This is a genomic window from Methanotorris formicicus Mc-S-70 (genome assembly GCF_000243455.1).
GTDB classification, from domain to species: Archaea; AGJL01; Methanococci; order Methanococcales; family Methanococcaceae; genus Methanotorris; species Methanotorris formicicus.
Window position 1 is genome coordinate 1 of the sequence record NZ_AGJL01000043.1, and the last position, 15,797, is coordinate 15,797.

Annotated in this window: 15 protein-coding genes, 1 pseudogene and 1 CRISPR repeat array; of the genes and pseudogenes, 8 read left to right on the forward strand and 8 right to left on the reverse strand. The window is 33.4% G+C overall.

What is annotated here, in order from left to right:
• Positions 1-488 precede the first annotated feature (488 nt).
• Together METFODRAFT_RS07380 and METFODRAFT_RS07385 are read left to right on the forward strand one after the other, a co-directional pair.
• Entirely contained in the window at positions 489-1,307 is an 819-nt protein-coding gene (locus METFODRAFT_RS07380; RefSeq protein ID WP_007044951.1) for a 2-amino-3,7-dideoxy-D-threo-hept-6-ulosonate synthase, read from the forward strand.
• Between the two features lie 76 nt (positions 1,308-1,383).
• Positions 1,384-1,542, forward strand: a pseudogene (locus tag METFODRAFT_RS07385) (glyceraldehyde-3-phosphate dehydrogenase); the annotation flags it as partial.
• Positions 1,543-1,683: 141 nt separating this feature from the next.
• Positions 1,684-2,934: direct repeats of the CRISPR family, unit length 30 nt; unit sequence GTTTCCATCCCCCTAGGGTCTGATTTTAAC.
• A 377-nt stretch (positions 2,935-3,311) separates the two neighbouring features.
• Here the strand turns inward: METFODRAFT_RS07385 and pdxS are convergent.
• A complete protein-coding gene (pdxS, locus tag METFODRAFT_RS07390) occupies positions 3,312-4,211 on the reverse strand; it encodes a pyridoxal 5'-phosphate synthase lyase subunit PdxS (protein ID WP_007044953.1) in 900 nt (299 codons plus the stop codon).
• 227 nt (positions 4,212-4,438) lie between these two features.
• Positions 4,439-5,080, reverse strand: a complete 642-nt coding sequence (locus METFODRAFT_RS07395; RefSeq protein ID WP_007044954.1) for a protein-L-isoaspartate O-methyltransferase — start codon at positions 5,078-5,080, stop codon at positions 4,439-4,441.
• A gap of 103 nt (positions 5,081-5,183) precedes the next feature.
• Here METFODRAFT_RS07395 and METFODRAFT_RS07400 point away from each other — a divergent pair, with 103 nt between their 5' ends.
• Genes METFODRAFT_RS07400 through METFODRAFT_RS07410 form a run of 3 tightly spaced genes read left to right on the forward strand, consistent with a single transcriptional unit; the run spans position 5,184 to position 7,046 of the window.
• A complete protein-coding gene (locus METFODRAFT_RS07400) occupies positions 5,184-5,615 on the forward strand; it encodes a Tfx family DNA-binding protein (RefSeq protein ID WP_007044955.1) in 432 nt (143 codons plus the stop codon).
• Between the two features lie 24 nt (positions 5,616-5,639).
• Positions 5,640-6,683, forward strand: coding sequence for an mRNA surveillance protein pelota (locus tag METFODRAFT_RS07405; protein ID WP_007044956.1), 1,044 nt, complete (start codon positions 5,640-5,642; stop codon positions 6,681-6,683).
• Positions 6,684-6,698: 15 nt separating this feature from the next.
• A complete protein-coding gene (locus METFODRAFT_RS07410; protein WP_007044957.1) occupies positions 6,699-7,046 on the forward strand; it encodes a helix-turn-helix domain-containing protein in 348 nt (115 codons plus the stop codon).
• A 41-nt stretch (positions 7,047-7,087) separates the two neighbouring features.
• Here METFODRAFT_RS07410 and METFODRAFT_RS07415 read toward each other — a convergent pair whose 3' ends face one another.
• Complete coding sequence (locus METFODRAFT_RS07415; protein ID WP_007044958.1) at positions 7,088-8,035, reverse strand: PocR ligand-binding domain-containing protein; 948 nt, start codon at positions 8,033-8,035, stop codon at positions 7,088-7,090.
• A gap of 97 nt (positions 8,036-8,132) precedes the next feature.
• On the reverse strand, positions 8,133-9,983 hold the full coding sequence (gene fsr / locus METFODRAFT_RS07420) for a coenzyme F420-dependent sulfite reductase (protein WP_007044959.1): 1,851 nt from the start codon (positions 9,981-9,983) through the stop codon (positions 8,133-8,135).
• A gap of 158 nt (positions 9,984-10,141) precedes the next feature.
• On the opposite strand from fsr, the gene METFODRAFT_RS07425 reads away from it, so the two are divergent.
• Positions 10,142-10,963, forward strand: a complete 822-nt coding sequence (locus METFODRAFT_RS07425; protein WP_048115749.1) for a hypothetical protein — start codon at positions 10,142-10,144, stop codon at positions 10,961-10,963.
• 7 nt (positions 10,964-10,970) lie between these two features.
• Here the strand turns inward: METFODRAFT_RS07425 and METFODRAFT_RS07430 are convergent, their stop codons facing one another.
• From METFODRAFT_RS07430 to METFODRAFT_RS07440, 3 genes are all read right to left on the reverse strand, one after another.
• Entirely contained in the window at positions 10,971-12,317 is a 1,347-nt protein-coding gene (locus METFODRAFT_RS07430) for an AIR synthase-related protein (RefSeq protein WP_007044961.1), read from the reverse strand.
• 79 nt (positions 12,318-12,396) lie between these two features.
• Entirely contained in the window at positions 12,397-12,777 is a 381-nt protein-coding gene (locus tag METFODRAFT_RS07435) for a nascent polypeptide-associated complex protein (protein WP_007044962.1), read from the reverse strand.
• A gap of 223 nt (positions 12,778-13,000) precedes the next feature.
• On the reverse strand, positions 13,001-13,831 hold the full coding sequence (locus tag METFODRAFT_RS07440) for a UbiA family prenyltransferase (protein WP_007044963.1): 831 nt from the start codon (positions 13,829-13,831) through the stop codon (positions 13,001-13,003).
• Between the two features lie 62 nt (positions 13,832-13,893).
• Here METFODRAFT_RS07440 and METFODRAFT_RS07445 point away from each other — a divergent pair, with 62 nt between their 5' ends.
• Positions 13,894-14,706 carry a deoxyribonuclease IV gene (locus METFODRAFT_RS07445; RefSeq protein WP_007044964.1) on the forward strand — a complete coding sequence of 271 codons (813 nt, stop codon included), beginning with the start codon at positions 13,894-13,896 and terminating at the stop codon, positions 14,704-14,706.
• Positions 14,707-14,708: 2 nt separating this feature from the next.
• On the opposite strand, the gene METFODRAFT_RS07450 is transcribed toward METFODRAFT_RS07445, so the two are convergent.
• The gene (locus tag METFODRAFT_RS07450) at positions 14,709-15,149 is read right to left on the reverse strand and encodes a UPF0179 family protein (protein ID WP_007044965.1); all 441 of its coding nucleotides are present in this window, start codon (positions 15,147-15,149) and stop codon (positions 14,709-14,711) included.
• A gap of 204 nt (positions 15,150-15,353) precedes the next feature.
• Here METFODRAFT_RS07450 and METFODRAFT_RS07455 point away from each other — a divergent pair.
• On the forward strand, positions 15,354-15,797 hold a 444-nt coding region (locus tag METFODRAFT_RS07455), incomplete at its 3' end, for an IS607 family transposase (protein ID WP_007044966.1).

Here is a 15,797-nt window from a genome sequence, read left to right on the forward strand (position 1 = left end):
AAAGTTATTTCGAAGCGATAAAAGAAATTAGGCAAACTCTTCGAGTTTTGCTACTCGCTTGCTACCGCAAGCGAAAACATGATTAAATCGTTTATAGAGAGAACAAAGTATAAAATATTGAATAAGTTGAGAAAAAAGCATTGAGACCAACTTCTCAAGGTTAGTTGCGATGTTTTCTAAGCATATTCACGCTGTAAGCAAGAAAGGGCTGAGTGTTAAGCTCTTACTCTTCACAATCGCTTATAATCTTAAAGTGTTAGATGAAGTTAATTCAATTAAATAAATATTTAAATTTGTGATGGGAATTACGGTAATAAAATATAAATATAGAAAGTTAAATATGGTTAAGAGAAATATAATATATGATTCTAAAAATTAAAAGGGATTCTTTGTATATACAGCGAAAAACATAAAAATATAAGTAATTCTACTGCTACTTAGTTGTAGAGCAAAAATCACATAATCAAAAATCATCGTTAGGTGATGCTATGGACATATTTGACAACATCAAAAATATTGGGAAAATTATTAGATTGGAGAGAATATTCAACAGGACAAGTGCAAAAACTGTTATAGTTCCAATGGATCATGGAGTTTCATCAGGACCAATAAGGGGTCTAATCAACATGAAAGAAACAATAAACGCTGTTGCTGACGGAGGGGCTAATGCTGTTTTATTACATAAGGGGATTGTCAGACATGGGCATAGGGGATACGGAAAGGATGTAGGTTTAATCATCCACTTATCCGCTGGAACATCCCTCTCACCAGACCCAAATAAGAAAGTTATCGTTACCAGTGTTGAAGAAGCTGTAAGAATGGGTGCTGATGCAGTTTCAATTCACGTTAACGTTGGGGCAGATACTGACGATGAAATGTACCAAGATTTAGGTAGAATTGCAGAGATTTGTGAATACTGGGGTATGCCATTAATTGCTATGATGTACCCAAGAGGTAAAAAGATAGGGAATGAGAGAGACCCAGAGGTTGTGGCACATGCTGCAAGGTTGGGGGCTGAATTGGGAGCAGATGTCATAAAGACAAACTACACTGGAGATCCAGATACATTCAAAGATATTGTAAAGGGATGCCCTGCACCTATAGTTATAGCAGGAGGTCCTAAAACAAACACAGATGTGGAGTTCTTAAGGATGGTTAAAGATGCTATTGACGCTGGGGCAGTTGGAGTTGCAATTGGAAGAAACATATTCCAGCATGAAAACGTTAGAGGCATGACAAGGGCAGTATCAAAAGTAGTCCATGAGGGTCTTGAGGTTGAGGAGGCATTAAAAGAATTAAAAAAATAAAACCTATATGTGATATCCCGAAATTATTTCGCACATGATAATTATAAATATTCGAATGATAACACCCATAAAAATAGTTAATGTTGTTGATAATGAGGTCTTCTTAATGCAAGCAGTTCATCAAGAAAGTGATGTTATTCCAGAAAATATTGACTGTATAAGAGCAATGCTCCAAATGGAAGATGATAACTTTAAATCAATTGAAAAGACAAATAAATCATTAAGAATTAATTAAAATGATTTTTTCTTAATTTTATTTTTTATTTTAGTATTTATTTATATATTTGAATTAATTAATATTTTTATGTAAAAAATTAATTTTGAAATTATCCCACCATGGTCTGATTTTAACAGTGTTTGTCAATACTGAGATTGTATTTCCATCCCCCTAGGGTCTGATTTTAACGAAATCGAGGTGCAAGTTTTACAAGAATACAGAAGTGTTTCCATCCCCCTAGGGTCTGATTTTAACCAAAGAGATTGCCAAAGAAATCTATGACAAATAAAGGGTTTCCATCCCCCTAGGGTCTGATTTTAACATCTTTTTTTTAAAATCAGACCCAATGGGGATAAAGAGTTTCCATCCCCCTAGGGTCTGATTTTAACGCAACTGATTGGAACATATACAGAGAAATCAACAAAGGTTTCCATCCCCCTAGGGTCTGATTTTAACTACCAGACGGCGGAAAACTTCCAAATAAAAAATTCATGTTTCCATCCCCCTAGGGTCTGATTTTAACAAAGAGACGGCGTAAAAGGATTTATTGACATGAGAAGGTTTCCATCCCCCTAGGGTCTGATTTTAACGCATAACTACGGAAGGGACTAAATTTAGAAAAAACTCGTTTCCATCCCCCTAGGGTCTGATTTTAACGTTTCGAAGATAAAGTAACATTTATAATAGATGACGAAGTTTCCATCCCCCTAGGGTCTGATTTTAACAAGCAAGAATATAATATTTTTACATTTTATTTTTTGATTATATGTTTCCATCCCCCTAGGGTCTGATTTTAACCAAATAAACCAACTAAGCAACTTTAATGCAAAAATAGTGTTTCCATCCCCCTAGGGTCTGATTTTAACTCCAGAAATTGAGTATGTAAATAAAGTTAGGTTAAAGTTTCCATCCCCCTAGGGTCTGATTTTAACAATTTAGATGACCCTTCAATAACAGAAGAAACTGTCAGGTTTCCATCCCCCTAGGGTCTGATTTTAACTCTCCAAGAGAGTGGGGAGAGTTTGCAAGTCTTTTTGTGTTTCCATCCCCCTAGGGTCTGATTTTAACTATGGTAAGACCGGAAGGGTTTATGAAACACAAGTTAAGTTTCCATCCCCCTAGGGTCTGATTTTAACATGCAAAATAAAAAACAATGTAAATTATAATTGCTAAGGTTTCCATCCCCCTAGGGTCTGATTTTAACGGTGAAGAAGCAAAGTCATCATTTAATTTAGAATATTTAGGTTTCCATCCCCCTAGGGTCTGATTTTAACTCATTTTGAGAGATTTGTTGCTGTGTTATTAATAATGTGTTTCCATCCCCCTAGGGTCTGATTTTAACATGTTTTAAAACAGCCAGGATTTTCAGCTGTGAATGAAGTTTCCATCCCCCTAGGGTCTGATTTTAACAGGATAAAATTTTGCTCTTTTTCCTATATAAACTTTTCTACTTGCTCCTTTTCGAGACCTTGATCTTCGAAGGGGTATTAACAGCGTTCATTTATATACCTCCGCACTTCTCTAAAAATCGTTTAAATTCGAAATAATTTTTTAAAATCTTTTTAAATTTTAAAATATTTTTTACCTATTGGGGAAAATCTAAAATAATTATTACCAATTCCCTAAATCCAAAAATCTCAATAAATTCATAAAACTAAATACTCAAATTCTTTAAAATAGACTGACCTTCGAAATTCGATAAAAATCTACAAAATCAAAAAATAACCCTTTAAAAATAAATTAAATAAAAAAATAAAAACTTTTAGCGAGAAAAAATAATAAACAATTTAATCTCCCCTGTACTGCAACATCTCCTCTTCACTTAATTTTGAAACATCTATTCCTCTCATTGGTTCTCCAATGTTTTTGCTGACCTCTGCTATAACATCTGGCTTGTCGTAGTTGTATGTTGCCTCAACAATTGCTCTTGCTCTTTCTTCTGGATTCTCAGATTTGAAGATTCCTGAACCAACGAATACACCATCAGCACCAAGTTGCATCATTAAAGCAGCGTCAGCAGGAGTTGCAATTCCACCAGCAGCAAAGTTAACAACAGGCAATCTCTTCAATTTTGCAACCTCATAAACCAACTCAACAGGAACTTTAAGTTCATTTCTTGCTATATAAACTAATTCCCTATCCAATCCCATCTCATAGCAACCAACAACTCTTGCAATTCCTTCATTAACTGCTCTCATGTGCCTTACTGCCTCAACAACGTTTCCAGTTCCTGCTTCTCCTTTTGTTCTAATCATTGCTGCTCCTTCTTCTATTCTTCTTAATGCCTCTCCAAGATTTCTCGCACCGCAAACAAATGGAACTTTGAATTTTGTTTTATCTATATGATGCATCTCATCTGCAGGAGTTAAAACCTCACTCTCATCAATCATATCTACACCAATCGCCTCTAATACTTGTGCCTCAACAAAATGTCCTATCCTTACTTTTGCCATAACAGGGATTGAGACGGCATCTTTTATCTCTAAAATTAGTGCAGGGTCTGACATTCTTGCGACCCCACCCTGAGCCCTTATATCTGCCGGAACTCTTTCTAAAGCCATAACTGCAACTGCACCAGCATCTTCTGCAATTTGTGCCTGTTCAACAGTTGTAACGTCCATAACTACTCCATGCTTAACCATCTTAGCAAATCCCTTCTTTAACAAATCAGTTCCTACCTTTTTCATAATAACCCTCCATAATTGTTATTCTTCCATGTTTGTTGTTACAATATATAAACTATAACGTCATCATGTTATTCTAAATAACAATAAATATAAAAATCATATAGATAAAAATAATCTTCTGTAATCTAATTAACTTACCCAATTAAATTGTTGACCAAATTTAAGAAAGCATTTATAAAGTAACTTAAAAACAATATCAATATTTAATTTGAAGTAAAAGGCATTTATTAGTAGTCCCACCCTTCTTCTCCAACAAGTGGTACAAATGAAACCTCTCCAAAATCCTTTTCAATAATTTTTCCGTCTTTCTTTTCAATTAAAATGAGATGTTGGATGTACCTCCCAACTGGCATTAGTAATTTTCCTCCATCTTTAAGTTGTTCTATTAAAGGCCTTGGCACTTTAGGACCAGCGGCAGTTGCATAAATTCTATCGTAAGGGGCAAGTGGCTCATACCCCAATGTTCCATCCCCACATATTACAACTACATTGTTATATCCCAATCTTCTTAAAGTTTCCTCTGCCTTTTTAGCAAGTTCTGGAAACCTTTCAACCGTAACAACCAACCCGTCTTTTCCAACCAATTCCGCAGTAACAGCAGCATGATATCCACATCCAGTTCCAACCTCAAGAATCTTCTGCCCCTCCTCCAAATCAAGAATATCACACATCATCGCAACCATATGGATTGCTGAAATCGTCTGCCCAAAACCAATTTCAAGAGGTGTATCAACATAAGCGTATTCTTTTAAATGTTCTGGGACGAATTCATGCCTTGGAACCTTTAAAAGTGCTTCGGCAACTTTTTTATTTTTGATATATCCCTCATGTATAAGAGTTTCAATAATAGGTTTCATTTTTTCAATCATAAAAAGCCCCCCAGTTCAAAAATTAGAAAAAAGGATATTTAAGTTATATATTATATATCATTAATTATACTTAAAACTATCTAAAATTATTATGGTGATTTTTATGGATTTGGGAAATAAGAGGGTAATTTATGCCAAATCTTTTTTAACAGAAACGCAAATAAGGGTTTTAGAGTTGAGAAGAAAGGGTTTGACCCAGGAAGAGATTGCAAAAATACTTGGAACAAGTAGGGCAAATATAAGCATGATTGAAAAGAGAGCAAAAGAAAACATTGAAAAGGCAAAAAATACATTAAGAATATACAATCAAATTTCCGCACCGCTGGTGATTGACATTGAAAAAGATATCGATGCCTTGGAAATTCCTGAAATTATTTTTAAAAAGGCAGATGAAGAGGGGATACATATAAAATATGATACCTTAGGTATGTTGGAGTTTATTAAAAAGAATGCAAAGCAATTCATTGAAAAGAGGGTTGTTAAAGAACCATTTAAAATATACGTCCTTGAAAACGGGGAATTAGATATAGGCTAATAAAAACACAAAACAGTGATATCTATGAAGATAGTTCAGGAAATTCCTGAGAGGGACATAATAAAAGTAATGCCAGAAAACTTAGATGATTTATGGTACCTCTCTACAATAATAGAAAGAGGAGACAACATATATGCAGTAACTGAAAGAAGGGTTCAGGATAAAGGAGATAAGTTGAGGGCGGATAGGGGTGTTAAAAGAAGGATGTTTTTAGGTGTTAGATGTGAGAAGGTTGAATTTCATGAAGATACCAATAGATTGAGGATTTTTGGGACAATCATTCATGCTCCTGATGATGTGCCACTTGGTTCCCATCATACGATTGATGTTGAACCATTTACAGAGGTTTCTATTCAAAAAAGATGGAAAAAGTGGCATCTTGAAAGATTGAAGGAGGCAGTAGAATCATCCCAGAAACCAAAGATTGTTGCAGTTGTTATGGATGATTCTGAGGCAGATGTTTATTTAATAAGGGAATTTGGGGTTAAAGAAGTGGCAAGTATAAAATCAGATGTTTCAAAGAAATTGGATTACAAGGCAAATGAGGCTGTTAGAGCAGATTACTATCATGAAATTGCAAAAACACTTTTAAATTACGACACTGATAAAATTTTGGTTGCAGGTCCTGGTTTTGGAAAAAATAACTTCCAAAAATTTGTTTCAGAGAAATATAAAGATTTGGCAAAAAAACTTGTTGTTGAAAACACATGTACAACAGGAAGAACGGGATTAAATGAGATTTTAAAGAGCGGAATTATTAATAAAATTTATGGAGAAGCGAGATTAGGTAAGGAGGCACAGTATGTAAATAAACTTTTGGAAGAAATAGCAAAGAATGGTTTGGCATCTTATGGAATAGATGAAGTTAAAAAAGCATTAAACTACTCTGCAATAGATGTCCTTTTGGTTACTGATGAGATGTTGAGGAAGAGACATATTGAGGAGATTATGAACCTAACTGAGAGTGCTGGTGGGAGAGTTATAATTATTTCAACATCACACGATGCTGGAAAGCAGTTGAAGGCACTTGGTGGTATTGGTGCTTTGTTGAGATTCCCTATTGAATAAAAATTGGGTGATTGCATGAATAATCTTATAGTTGCAAGAATGCAGAAATTTACAATTGAAGATTTGATGAGGTGTATTTTGGGCTTGCAGGAGATTGAAATCAGAATTTATTTTGAACTTTTGGAAATGAAAGAAGCAACAGTCCTTGAAATTGCTGAAAAAATAGGGAAGGATAGAACAACAGTTCAAAAAGCATTGAGGAGTTTAATGAATTGTGGATTAGTTGAGAGGGAAAAAATAATAGAAAAGAGTGGATTTAAATACATTTACAGACCCGTTGAATTTAAAGAAGTGAAGGTAAAAATGGAAGAACTTTTAGATGAGTGGTATTTGAGCGTTAAGGATTGGTTAAAAAAGTATTGATCTTAATTTTTTTAAAGTTCGTTTTAAGGTTGATTAAAGAATCATAATATTGACTTGTAGTATTGGTAGATAACATATACGAATTCTTTTATTTCTTCAGTTGTGTATTTGCAATTTTCATTAATTGTACCTATTAAATAAAGTTCGTACATTGGTATTATAAATATACGTTCCTGTTTTAAAAATAATGGTTCTTTTAATTTTTTTATTTTATCTTTGTTGGAACCTACGTGCTCCATTATAAAAGAAAATCCATCATAATCCATAACAAAAAGTGCATTAAATCTATCATCAAAAATAACTAAATTTGAGCCGATAAATTCCCCCATTGGATGAATAAAGCATTCTATAAATTTTAGAATGCATTCTTCATCTTCCTCGCCAAGTTCTTCTTTTGACAAACATGTGTAGAGTTCTTTTAAATCAATGTTATGCTTTATCATATTCTTGACGAGTTCTAAAATCGCTTTTATGTCTTTTTCACTTAAACTCTTTATTTCACTCTTCGCAAGATTTAGGAACTCTTCCTCATCAAATCCAAGAATTTTAGAAATTGTTGATAATTTTTTTAGGGAATATTTTTCATATCCTTCTTTAAAGCATCCACATATTCCAGTATACCCTACAATCTCCCCTTCATCATTTTTTATAGGGTATAGAACCTTTAAAAGTCCAGCATTACAATAATCAACAATAATATCTTCTTGTTCATCCTCAAAATTTGTAATTTTAGGTGGTCTCTTTTCAATGATGCCTTTTTTTACCATGTTATTTTTTAATTTTACTGAATTTAAAACCATTTTGTGGCTATCTTGGCAGATACTCTCTCCAACTTTATGGCTTTTTATCATCCTACAAACTTCATTTCCAAAATAAAACGGCTCTATAACCTCTCCCTCCTTATTGAACGTAGCCACATTTGCCTTTAACAACCTACTTATTGGCTTTAGGATTAGGATGTTGATTTTTTGAATCCTTTCTAAATCCATATTCTCCCCAAGTTACATGTATAAGATAAAATTTGTTGAAAGTTATAAAAATACTTTTTGGAAAAAAAGAAAAACCCAAAAAAAAGTTGAAATTTATCTATTTATTCATTAATTCTTCAACTTCTTCCAAAAACTTACCTTGACCAACCCTTTTCATAACTGCAGCGAGTCTCTCCCTTTGTGGTTTCTTAGCGTATTTATCATAGACAACTAATACCTTATCTATGAAGTTGATTATCTCATCAACACTCATTAACTTCATGCTAACTCCTTCAACAACCTCCCTACCTGTCTTACCTCCAACATAAACCATAAAACCCTCTTCTTTAACATCCCTTGCCTCATTTGGACATGCTTTAATACACTTACCACATCCGATACATACGTTGTAGTTTGTGTAAGAGGTTTCTCCTCTTATATCAATTGCCTCAACCTTACAAACCTCTGCACATCTTCCACAGCCGTTACAATTTTCATTAACTATTGGAAACCTAACCCCAACTATACCAATGTCATGGATTTGTGGTCTTACACATTTGTTTGGACATCCACTAATTGCAATTTTGAATTTGTATGGAGCAGGTCTTTCTTTGAAGTTGTCTTCGATTATTTTTGCAAGTTCTGTTGTGTCTATCAAACCACTTCCGCAGTTTCCTTTTCCAGGACATGCCAATGTTGCTCTAACTAATGGTCCTTCTGAACCAGTTATTAATCCTTTTTCCATAAGTTCTAAAACAATATCTTCAGCATCAAATCCACTTATACCATGAAGTTCATAAGCCCCCCTATTTGTTAATTTTATCTTTGCATTGTATTTTTCAGCAAGATTTAGGATTTCTTTTATCTCATCTATACTATACCATCCAGCAGGCTTTGCCCTAATTCTTATGAAGTAAGTTCCATCTGCCCTCTTACCAACTCCTCCATAATCAGATGTCCAGTAGAAGGAGATATATTCATTATTTTCTTTTCTTTTTTCAACTTCCTTCTTAAATCTCTTTAGCTTTTTCTTTCTTAGTTTTTCAATTGCCTCTAAATTAACCCCTTCTTTTAATTCCACAGCATTCTTAATTTCTTCCCCTTTCTCAGTTCTTATTATAACCGTCGAATAACCATCTGGACTTCCAACACTCCCAACTGAAACATCAGCCATACTTGCATCAAAATCCCTACACATCTTACATCCTGAACATATTTCAAACTCTTTTAAGTCAATTTCTTTTTTATCTCCGTTAATATAAACAAGTAATTTTCCTTTTTTGATGTCGAATTTCTCAACTTTCTCTATGTCTATTCCATGTTTTGCAAGAACTTCCTTCATGTTGTCATAATCAAACTTCTCCATACAGAATAAACCAATTAAGTATTCAATTTTTGGCAACTTAACTGGTTTTCCATTTTTACCGAGTTCTCCATCATGTTTTGATAAGTATGGGAAATATTGCAACTTCCTCAACCCATTAATTTGGCATGGTAATCCAACGACTGCAACCTTCTCTAATCCCATTTCTCCAGCCTTTCTTAATGCATCAAGTGTTGATACTGTGTATTTTGATTTTGCAGTTTTTAATAAATCCTCTGCATTTTGAACAACTAATGAAACTGGTTTCCAGCACTCCTCTCCAACAACAATTGCCCCATCGATTTTTCCATTTTCTAATAAGTATTTTAAAAATGTTGTTACAACACCCCCATCCTGCCCTTCAACATCCCCTTTTCCATAGTAATGTTCTTCTTTGAACTTCTCTCTTATTTTTATTTGGTATTTTCCTGATGAGATTCTTGGACAAACCTCAAAGCACATCCCATTTCCCTTTCTTAAACATTCTTCTATTAATTTTGGTTTCTCATCAAAAGTTAATATACCATTAGGACATACTACTGTACATGTTCCACATCTTGCACATATTCCATTATCAACGATTTCATTTAACTTCCACTCGTACATTTGCATCACCTATATGTGTGAATAATTTATTCACACCTTAATTTTTTAACCAAGGTGTATATAAAACTTACTAACGTGTGCATGAATTACGCACACATGTCTATATCATAGTTCATTTGCATATTTTTGTATATATTGTTTATATGTTTGGTGATATTATGTTCTGCAACCAAAATTACAAATTTGGAGTTATCCCAAAAAAAGACGGTTATGCAATAAGATTAGCGTTAAAACCGGGTTATATAACCTCTGAGCAATTGGATGCGATAAGTTATATTGCAAAAAATTTTGGGGAAGACAGGATTCACATCACAACAAGACAGGGTATTGGGTTAAAAATAAAGTTTGAATACTTGGAAGAGGCAGAGAGGTTATTGAATGATGTTGGAATTAAGTTGGGCTCAACCGGAAAAAGGATTAGGCAAATAGTGGCATGCATTGGAACTGAATGCCCAAATTCTATTGGGGATTCGATAAAGTTGGCAGGGATGATTCATGATGAGTTTGAAGGCATCTGGGTTCCAAAAAAATTGAAGATAAATATCAGCGGATGCCCAAACGACTGCACCCACCATCAGTTTTGTGATATTGGTATATGCTTTAGATACATTTTAAAAATTGATAAAAAAGAATGCTCTGAATGTGGGAAATGCAGAAGTTTTTGTGAGGTAGATGCAATAGATTGGAAAAATAAGGTTATAAAAGAAAATTGCATAGGGTTGGGAGAATGTCTCAAACTCTGCAATGCTATAAAGGTTGAAGATAAGGTTATATCCATATTTATTGGTGGAAAAGGAGGGAGATTTCCAAAAAGAGGAAAATTTTTGGCGAATGTTAAAACTGAGAATGGAGTTATAAAGGTTATTGATGGAATTATTGAATTATACACAAAATTTGGAAAAGGAAGGGTGTGTGATTTTGTTGAACATGTTGGCATTGAGAGTATTAAAAAAAGTTTAAAAGAGAAAGGACTTATATAATAACATTTTACAAACTTCTCTTCTTTAACAACTTTAATACAAAATCTTTCTTTTTAATTGCCTCATCACATGCCTTTCTAACCTTTTCCTTCATCTCCTCAAAGTTCTCTGGTTTTTTCTCTCCAACAACCTTTTTAACTGGTGTATATGCTGCCTCTCTAAACTTGGGGATTAGTGGGATTTTTTTATCATCCTCAACCAAATAACTTTCATTTCCTTCTTCAACGTATCCGACTTCAATAGCACCAGTAGCCTTTTTTATCTCTTCCACGTACTCCTCAGGGCAGATAATCATTAAAGAATCTGTTGAAACTCCCAACGGGTCTATATTCAACTTATTAAGCATATCTAAAACCTTTGGATTTATTGTTTTATAAACTGCCTCCTTATCAAAAACTAATGAAACATTGGCGGTTTTTGAAATCTCATATGCATCTCCCCTTAAACCTCCATTGGTCACATCTGTCATAGTGTTTATGCAATTTACCAAACCACTTTCAATTAACTTCTTGCACGCTATCAAGAAATCCACATTTAGAGTTTCATAAATCACATCAAACATTCCATAATATAATGCGGTTGTGGTTATAGTTCCTCCTCCACTCCCCTCTGTCATTAAAATAACATCCCCAACCTCAGCCCTCTTTCGTGCTGTTGGTCTTCCCTCCTTTATAACGCCAATTGCACCAACAGAACTCACCATCCTATCTCCTAAAACCATATCTCCCCCAACCCTCAAAGTACTCCCTGCAACCAGTGGAACATCTATCGCTTCAGAGACGGCACAAATACCTGCAGTATAATCAAAAATCTTCCCAACATCCCCATCATCCGCCAAATGAATATCACTTATCAATGCAACCGCCTCTGCACCCATAACGTAAACGTCCCTCAATGCTGCCCTTGCAACGTGAAAACCTCCTAAAAATGGAAATTCACTTAACCTTGAATGGGTTCCATCAATTGCAACAACAATGAATTTTGCATCACCTTTAACAACCCCTGCATCATCTTGCTCTTCACTACTAATTTCTGCCTTTACCCTTGTGCTTTTAATTATCCTTGCTATTTCTCTATGCACAAAAAAGTCCCCTTCTCCTCTACTTCCAACCCCTATTTTTCCCATTGTTACATTGGATTTTGGAAAATCTAAGAGATTTTTTAATGTTTCGTCTTCAATTTCTTTATATTTTTCTGTTGTTTTGACTTCCTCCAAAACTGCCTTAACGAATTTCTTTGCCCACTCTTCGCTAACTTCCTTTATTTCCATTACTCTTCTAAATCCATCCTCTATAATCTTATCCTCTGGAATATTTTTCCTCAAACTTCTCCTAATGTATCCTTCAATATCCATTTTTCCACCATAGTATATATTAAAAGATTTAAAAAAATGATTATATAAAATTTCAAAAATAAAACAAAAAAGTAAAATATTATTCACTTAGTTTAAGAATTGCTTCTGCAATATCCCCATTGCATTCTTCTAATGCCTTCCTCGCTTCTTCTTTTGAGACATTGCATTGATTTGCAACCAATTCAACATCTTCTTCTGTAATCTCTACTTTAACCTCTTCATCCTTTATCTCTTTCTCTTCTTTCTTTATTTTTTTAGGTTTTCCAGTTATGCTATATGTTTTAACTCCTAAAATATCCATTACTTGAACTTTTGGACTTTCAAATACCCATTCTTCATCTTCAAATTCAAATACTACTCTAATAACATCTAAATCCTCAGCATCCATGCCAAAGTCTTTCATCATCTTTTGCATTTGCTTTAACATTCTTGGGCTTAATTTTCCTCCTCCTGGAAACATACAATCACCTATTCTATGTTGAGTTGTTATCATTTTTAATATCTTTCGTTATATATGTTTTGGATTATAAGTTGTTTGCGTTAGATATTGGAAATATTAATAAATTTAATGAAGATTAACTTATTTTAAAATTTAAGATAAATATACAACATCTTATTAAAATTTGCAAACAACTATAATTAATTTAAAATTAAATTTAGATGTCTTATTTAAACCTTCAAACTTACATCAACGCCCCCAAAACAAAACACATCAAAACAAGATTCATGATGATTTTTAGATATTTTGAGGTTTTTGACATTATCTCTTTTGAAGGTTTCTTTATCGCTTTAAAAATAACATATAAAAAAGATAAATCACATAAAATTATCAAAATCAAATAAACCTTTCCAAAAATGCCCATTATGTAAGGGAGTGGACTTAATACAACTGCAATAACTATAAACATAGCAGCAATGTATAGGGATTTTTTTCCATATTTTATTGGGAGGGATATAACTCCCTCCTTCACATCCCCTTCAACATCCTCAAAGTCCTTTACAATCTCTCTACACCACGTTGCAAACATCGCGCATAAGAACAAAATTACCACAATGGGCATATTATTAACTGCTGCCCCACCAAAAAGGAATACAGAACCGGTTAAATAGGCAACAATAAAATTACCAATAATTTTATTTCTCTTATATTTTTTAGCATATAGGTAGAGCATAACTGAGTTAATTAAAGCAATGATAAAGCATATAACATTAAAAAGCGATAAGATTAAACCAAAAATTAACAATAACCATGCAAATCTCCATGCATTTTTTATTGAGATTTTATTTGAAGGTAGGGGGCGGTGTGGTTTGTTAAGTTTATCTATCTCAACATCATATATATCATTAATCACATTCCCAAATCCGCAGATAAAGAAAACTACCAAAAATGCAAGGGTTAAAACAAATAAATAATCAAAATTAAAGTTAGATGCTATTAAACCACCAATAAATGCTCCAAATGATGCGGTTATGCAATTTTTTATTCTCATCAGTTCCAAATAATGCCCTATCATAACACCACCATTTTTACTATAAACATAATATGGATAAAATGCTATAAAAATTGAGGGGGATTATGTTAAAGTTTGGTACTGCAGGTATTCCAATAAATGCAAAGAGTAATTATGATGCCATATCCTTTTTAAGGAAAGTGGGTTTAAATGCCTTAGAGTTGGAGTTTGTTAGAGGAGTTAATATGAAGGAGGATTATGCGAAGAAGTTAAAAACCCATGCAAGGGAAGATATTGTATTGAGTGCTCATGCTCCATATTATATAAATTTAAATGCAAAGGAAGAGGATAAAATTGAGGGGAGTATAAGGAGAATTATTAATACTGCAAAAATAACAAATATTTGCGGGGATAATGTTGTTTTCCACCCTGGATATTATTTGAAGAAGAATAAGGAAGAGGTTTATAAAAAGATAGTTTCAAACATAAAAAGAATCCTTGATATCATGGAAGAGAACAAAATAAAATCCATGCTTAGACCAGAAACAACAGGGAGGATTTCCCAATTTGGGAGTATTGATGAGATAATAGATTTATGCCATGAACTCAATATTCTCCCATGTGTGGATTTTGCCCACATATATGCAAGGAGTTTGGGGAAGGTTAATGATTACAACTCGTTCCATAATGTATTATCAAAAATTGAGGATAAGTTGGGAAAAGATGCCTTAAAAAACATGCACATCCATATATCCGGAATAGATTTTGGAAAGGGGGGAGAAAAGAACCATCTCCCATTAAAAGAGTCCAAATTTAATTATAAAGATGTTTTAAAGGTACTGAAGGACTTTGATGTTGAGGGTGTAGTCATCTGTGAGAGTCCAAAGTTGGAGTATGATGCACTATTGATGAAGAAGTACTATGAAAGTTTGTTCTAATTTTATTTTTCAAGTGTTATAACCACCTTTCTTAAGGATCGTCCTTTTTCACATTTGATTTTTTCATTCATAACAGATAGGATTTTGTACCTATCCCCCTCATCAATACCTTCTGGATTGCAGTATATATAGTTCTCACAGAATACGTTTTCACAGTTTATTGGGTTGTGAGTTAATGTAACACCCTCAAGTGCCTTTTTTGCCTCTACCATAATCACAAACTCTGCAGGAACTACTTCAACAACTTTAACTCCATCTTCATGGATTTTACATTGGTGATTTGCAGATCTGACACTTACAATTTTATACCTCCTTCCAACTTCAAGGTTATCATGGCAAATACGTTTAAATTTACAGGTCTCACATTCTTCTAAAATTCCCATATATACGAATTCATTTCCCATTTTAGCCAATTTACTACCGATGAGGGTAATCTTTTTCATAATCTCACTCCTTCAAACTAACATCACAAATCAATATTATTAAACGACAAAATAGTATAAAATAATTCTTATTAAAATGTAATTTTACCATTTGTTGTCGCTAAGAAAGCACAGCCCTGTAGGGTTCGAAACAGTTTCTTAGTTTTCGTAGCATACCGTAACATATAAATACTTATCGTAGCATATTGTTATATTGTGATTCTTATGGAAATGTATAGAGTCGGAAAGTTTGCAAAGTTAGTAGGAGTTCATCCGCAAACTGTGAAAAGATGGATTTATAGTAAAAAAATAAGGGCTATAAAAATTGGGAAAGAGTATAGAATACCACATTCTGAATTACAAAAGATTTTGGGAGATAGGGGAGGAAATAGAATAGCAATCTATGCAAGAGTTTCTGGTAGAGACCAGAAAAACGATTTAGAAAGACAATTAGAGTATTTAAAAAATTACTGTAAAGAGAAAAATTACGCTATTGAAGAAATAATTACCGACATTGGAAGGGGTTTAAACGAAAATAGGAGAGGATTGAAAAAATTATTCAAATTAGTAAAGGAAGGAAAAATAAACAAAGTAATCATAACTACAGAAGATAGATTAACAAGATTCGGTTTTAAATACTTAAAAGAATTTTTTAACCATTGTGGTGTT

Bases quoted from the DNA above. Each gene is read 5' to 3' on its own strand.
- METFODRAFT_RS07415 (WP_007044958.1), bottom strand. From the start codon at position 8,035: ATGGATTTAGAAAGGATTCAAAAAATCAACATCCTAATCCTAAAGCCA.
- METFODRAFT_RS07435 (WP_007044962.1), bottom strand. From the start codon at position 12,777: ATGTTTCCAGGAGGAGGAAAATTAAGCCCAAGAATGTTAAAGCAAATG.
- METFODRAFT_RS07425 (WP_048115749.1), top strand. From the start codon at position 10,142: ATGTTCTGCAACCAAAATTACAAATTTGGAGTTATCCCAAAAAAAGAC.
- METFODRAFT_RS07405 (WP_007044956.1), top strand. From the start codon at position 5,640: ATGAAGATAGTTCAGGAAATTCCTGAGAGGGACATAATAAAAGTAATG.
- METFODRAFT_RS07380 (WP_007044951.1), top strand. From the start codon at position 489: ATGGACATATTTGACAACATCAAAAATATTGGGAAAATTATTAGATTG.
- METFODRAFT_RS07445 (WP_007044964.1), top strand. From the start codon at position 13,894: ATGTTAAAGTTTGGTACTGCAGGTATTCCAATAAATGCAAAGAGTAAT.
- METFODRAFT_RS07430 (WP_007044961.1), bottom strand. From the start codon at position 12,317: ATGGATATTGAAGGATACATTAGGAGAAGTTTGAGGAAAAATATTCCA.
- METFODRAFT_RS07400 (WP_007044955.1), top strand. From the start codon at position 5,184: ATGGATTTGGGAAATAAGAGGGTAATTTATGCCAAATCTTTTTTAACA.
- pdxS (WP_007044953.1), bottom strand. From the start codon at position 4,211: ATGAAAAAGGTAGGAACTGATTTGTTAAAGAAGGGATTTGCTAAGATG.
- METFODRAFT_RS07410 (WP_007044957.1), top strand. From the start codon at position 6,699: ATGAATAATCTTATAGTTGCAAGAATGCAGAAATTTACAATTGAAGAT.
- fsr (WP_007044959.1), bottom strand. From the start codon at position 9,983: ATGTACGAGTGGAAGTTAAATGAAATCGTTGATAATGGAATATGTGCA.
- METFODRAFT_RS07450 (WP_007044965.1), bottom strand. From the start codon at position 15,149: ATGAAAAAGATTACCCTCATCGGTAGTAAATTGGCTAAAATGGGAAAT.
- METFODRAFT_RS07395 (WP_007044954.1), bottom strand. From the start codon at position 5,080: ATGATTGAAAAAATGAAACCTATTATTGAAACTCTTATACATGAGGGA.
- METFODRAFT_RS07440 (WP_007044963.1), bottom strand. From the start codon at position 13,831: ATGATAGGGCATTATTTGGAACTGATGAGAATAAAAAATTGCATAACC.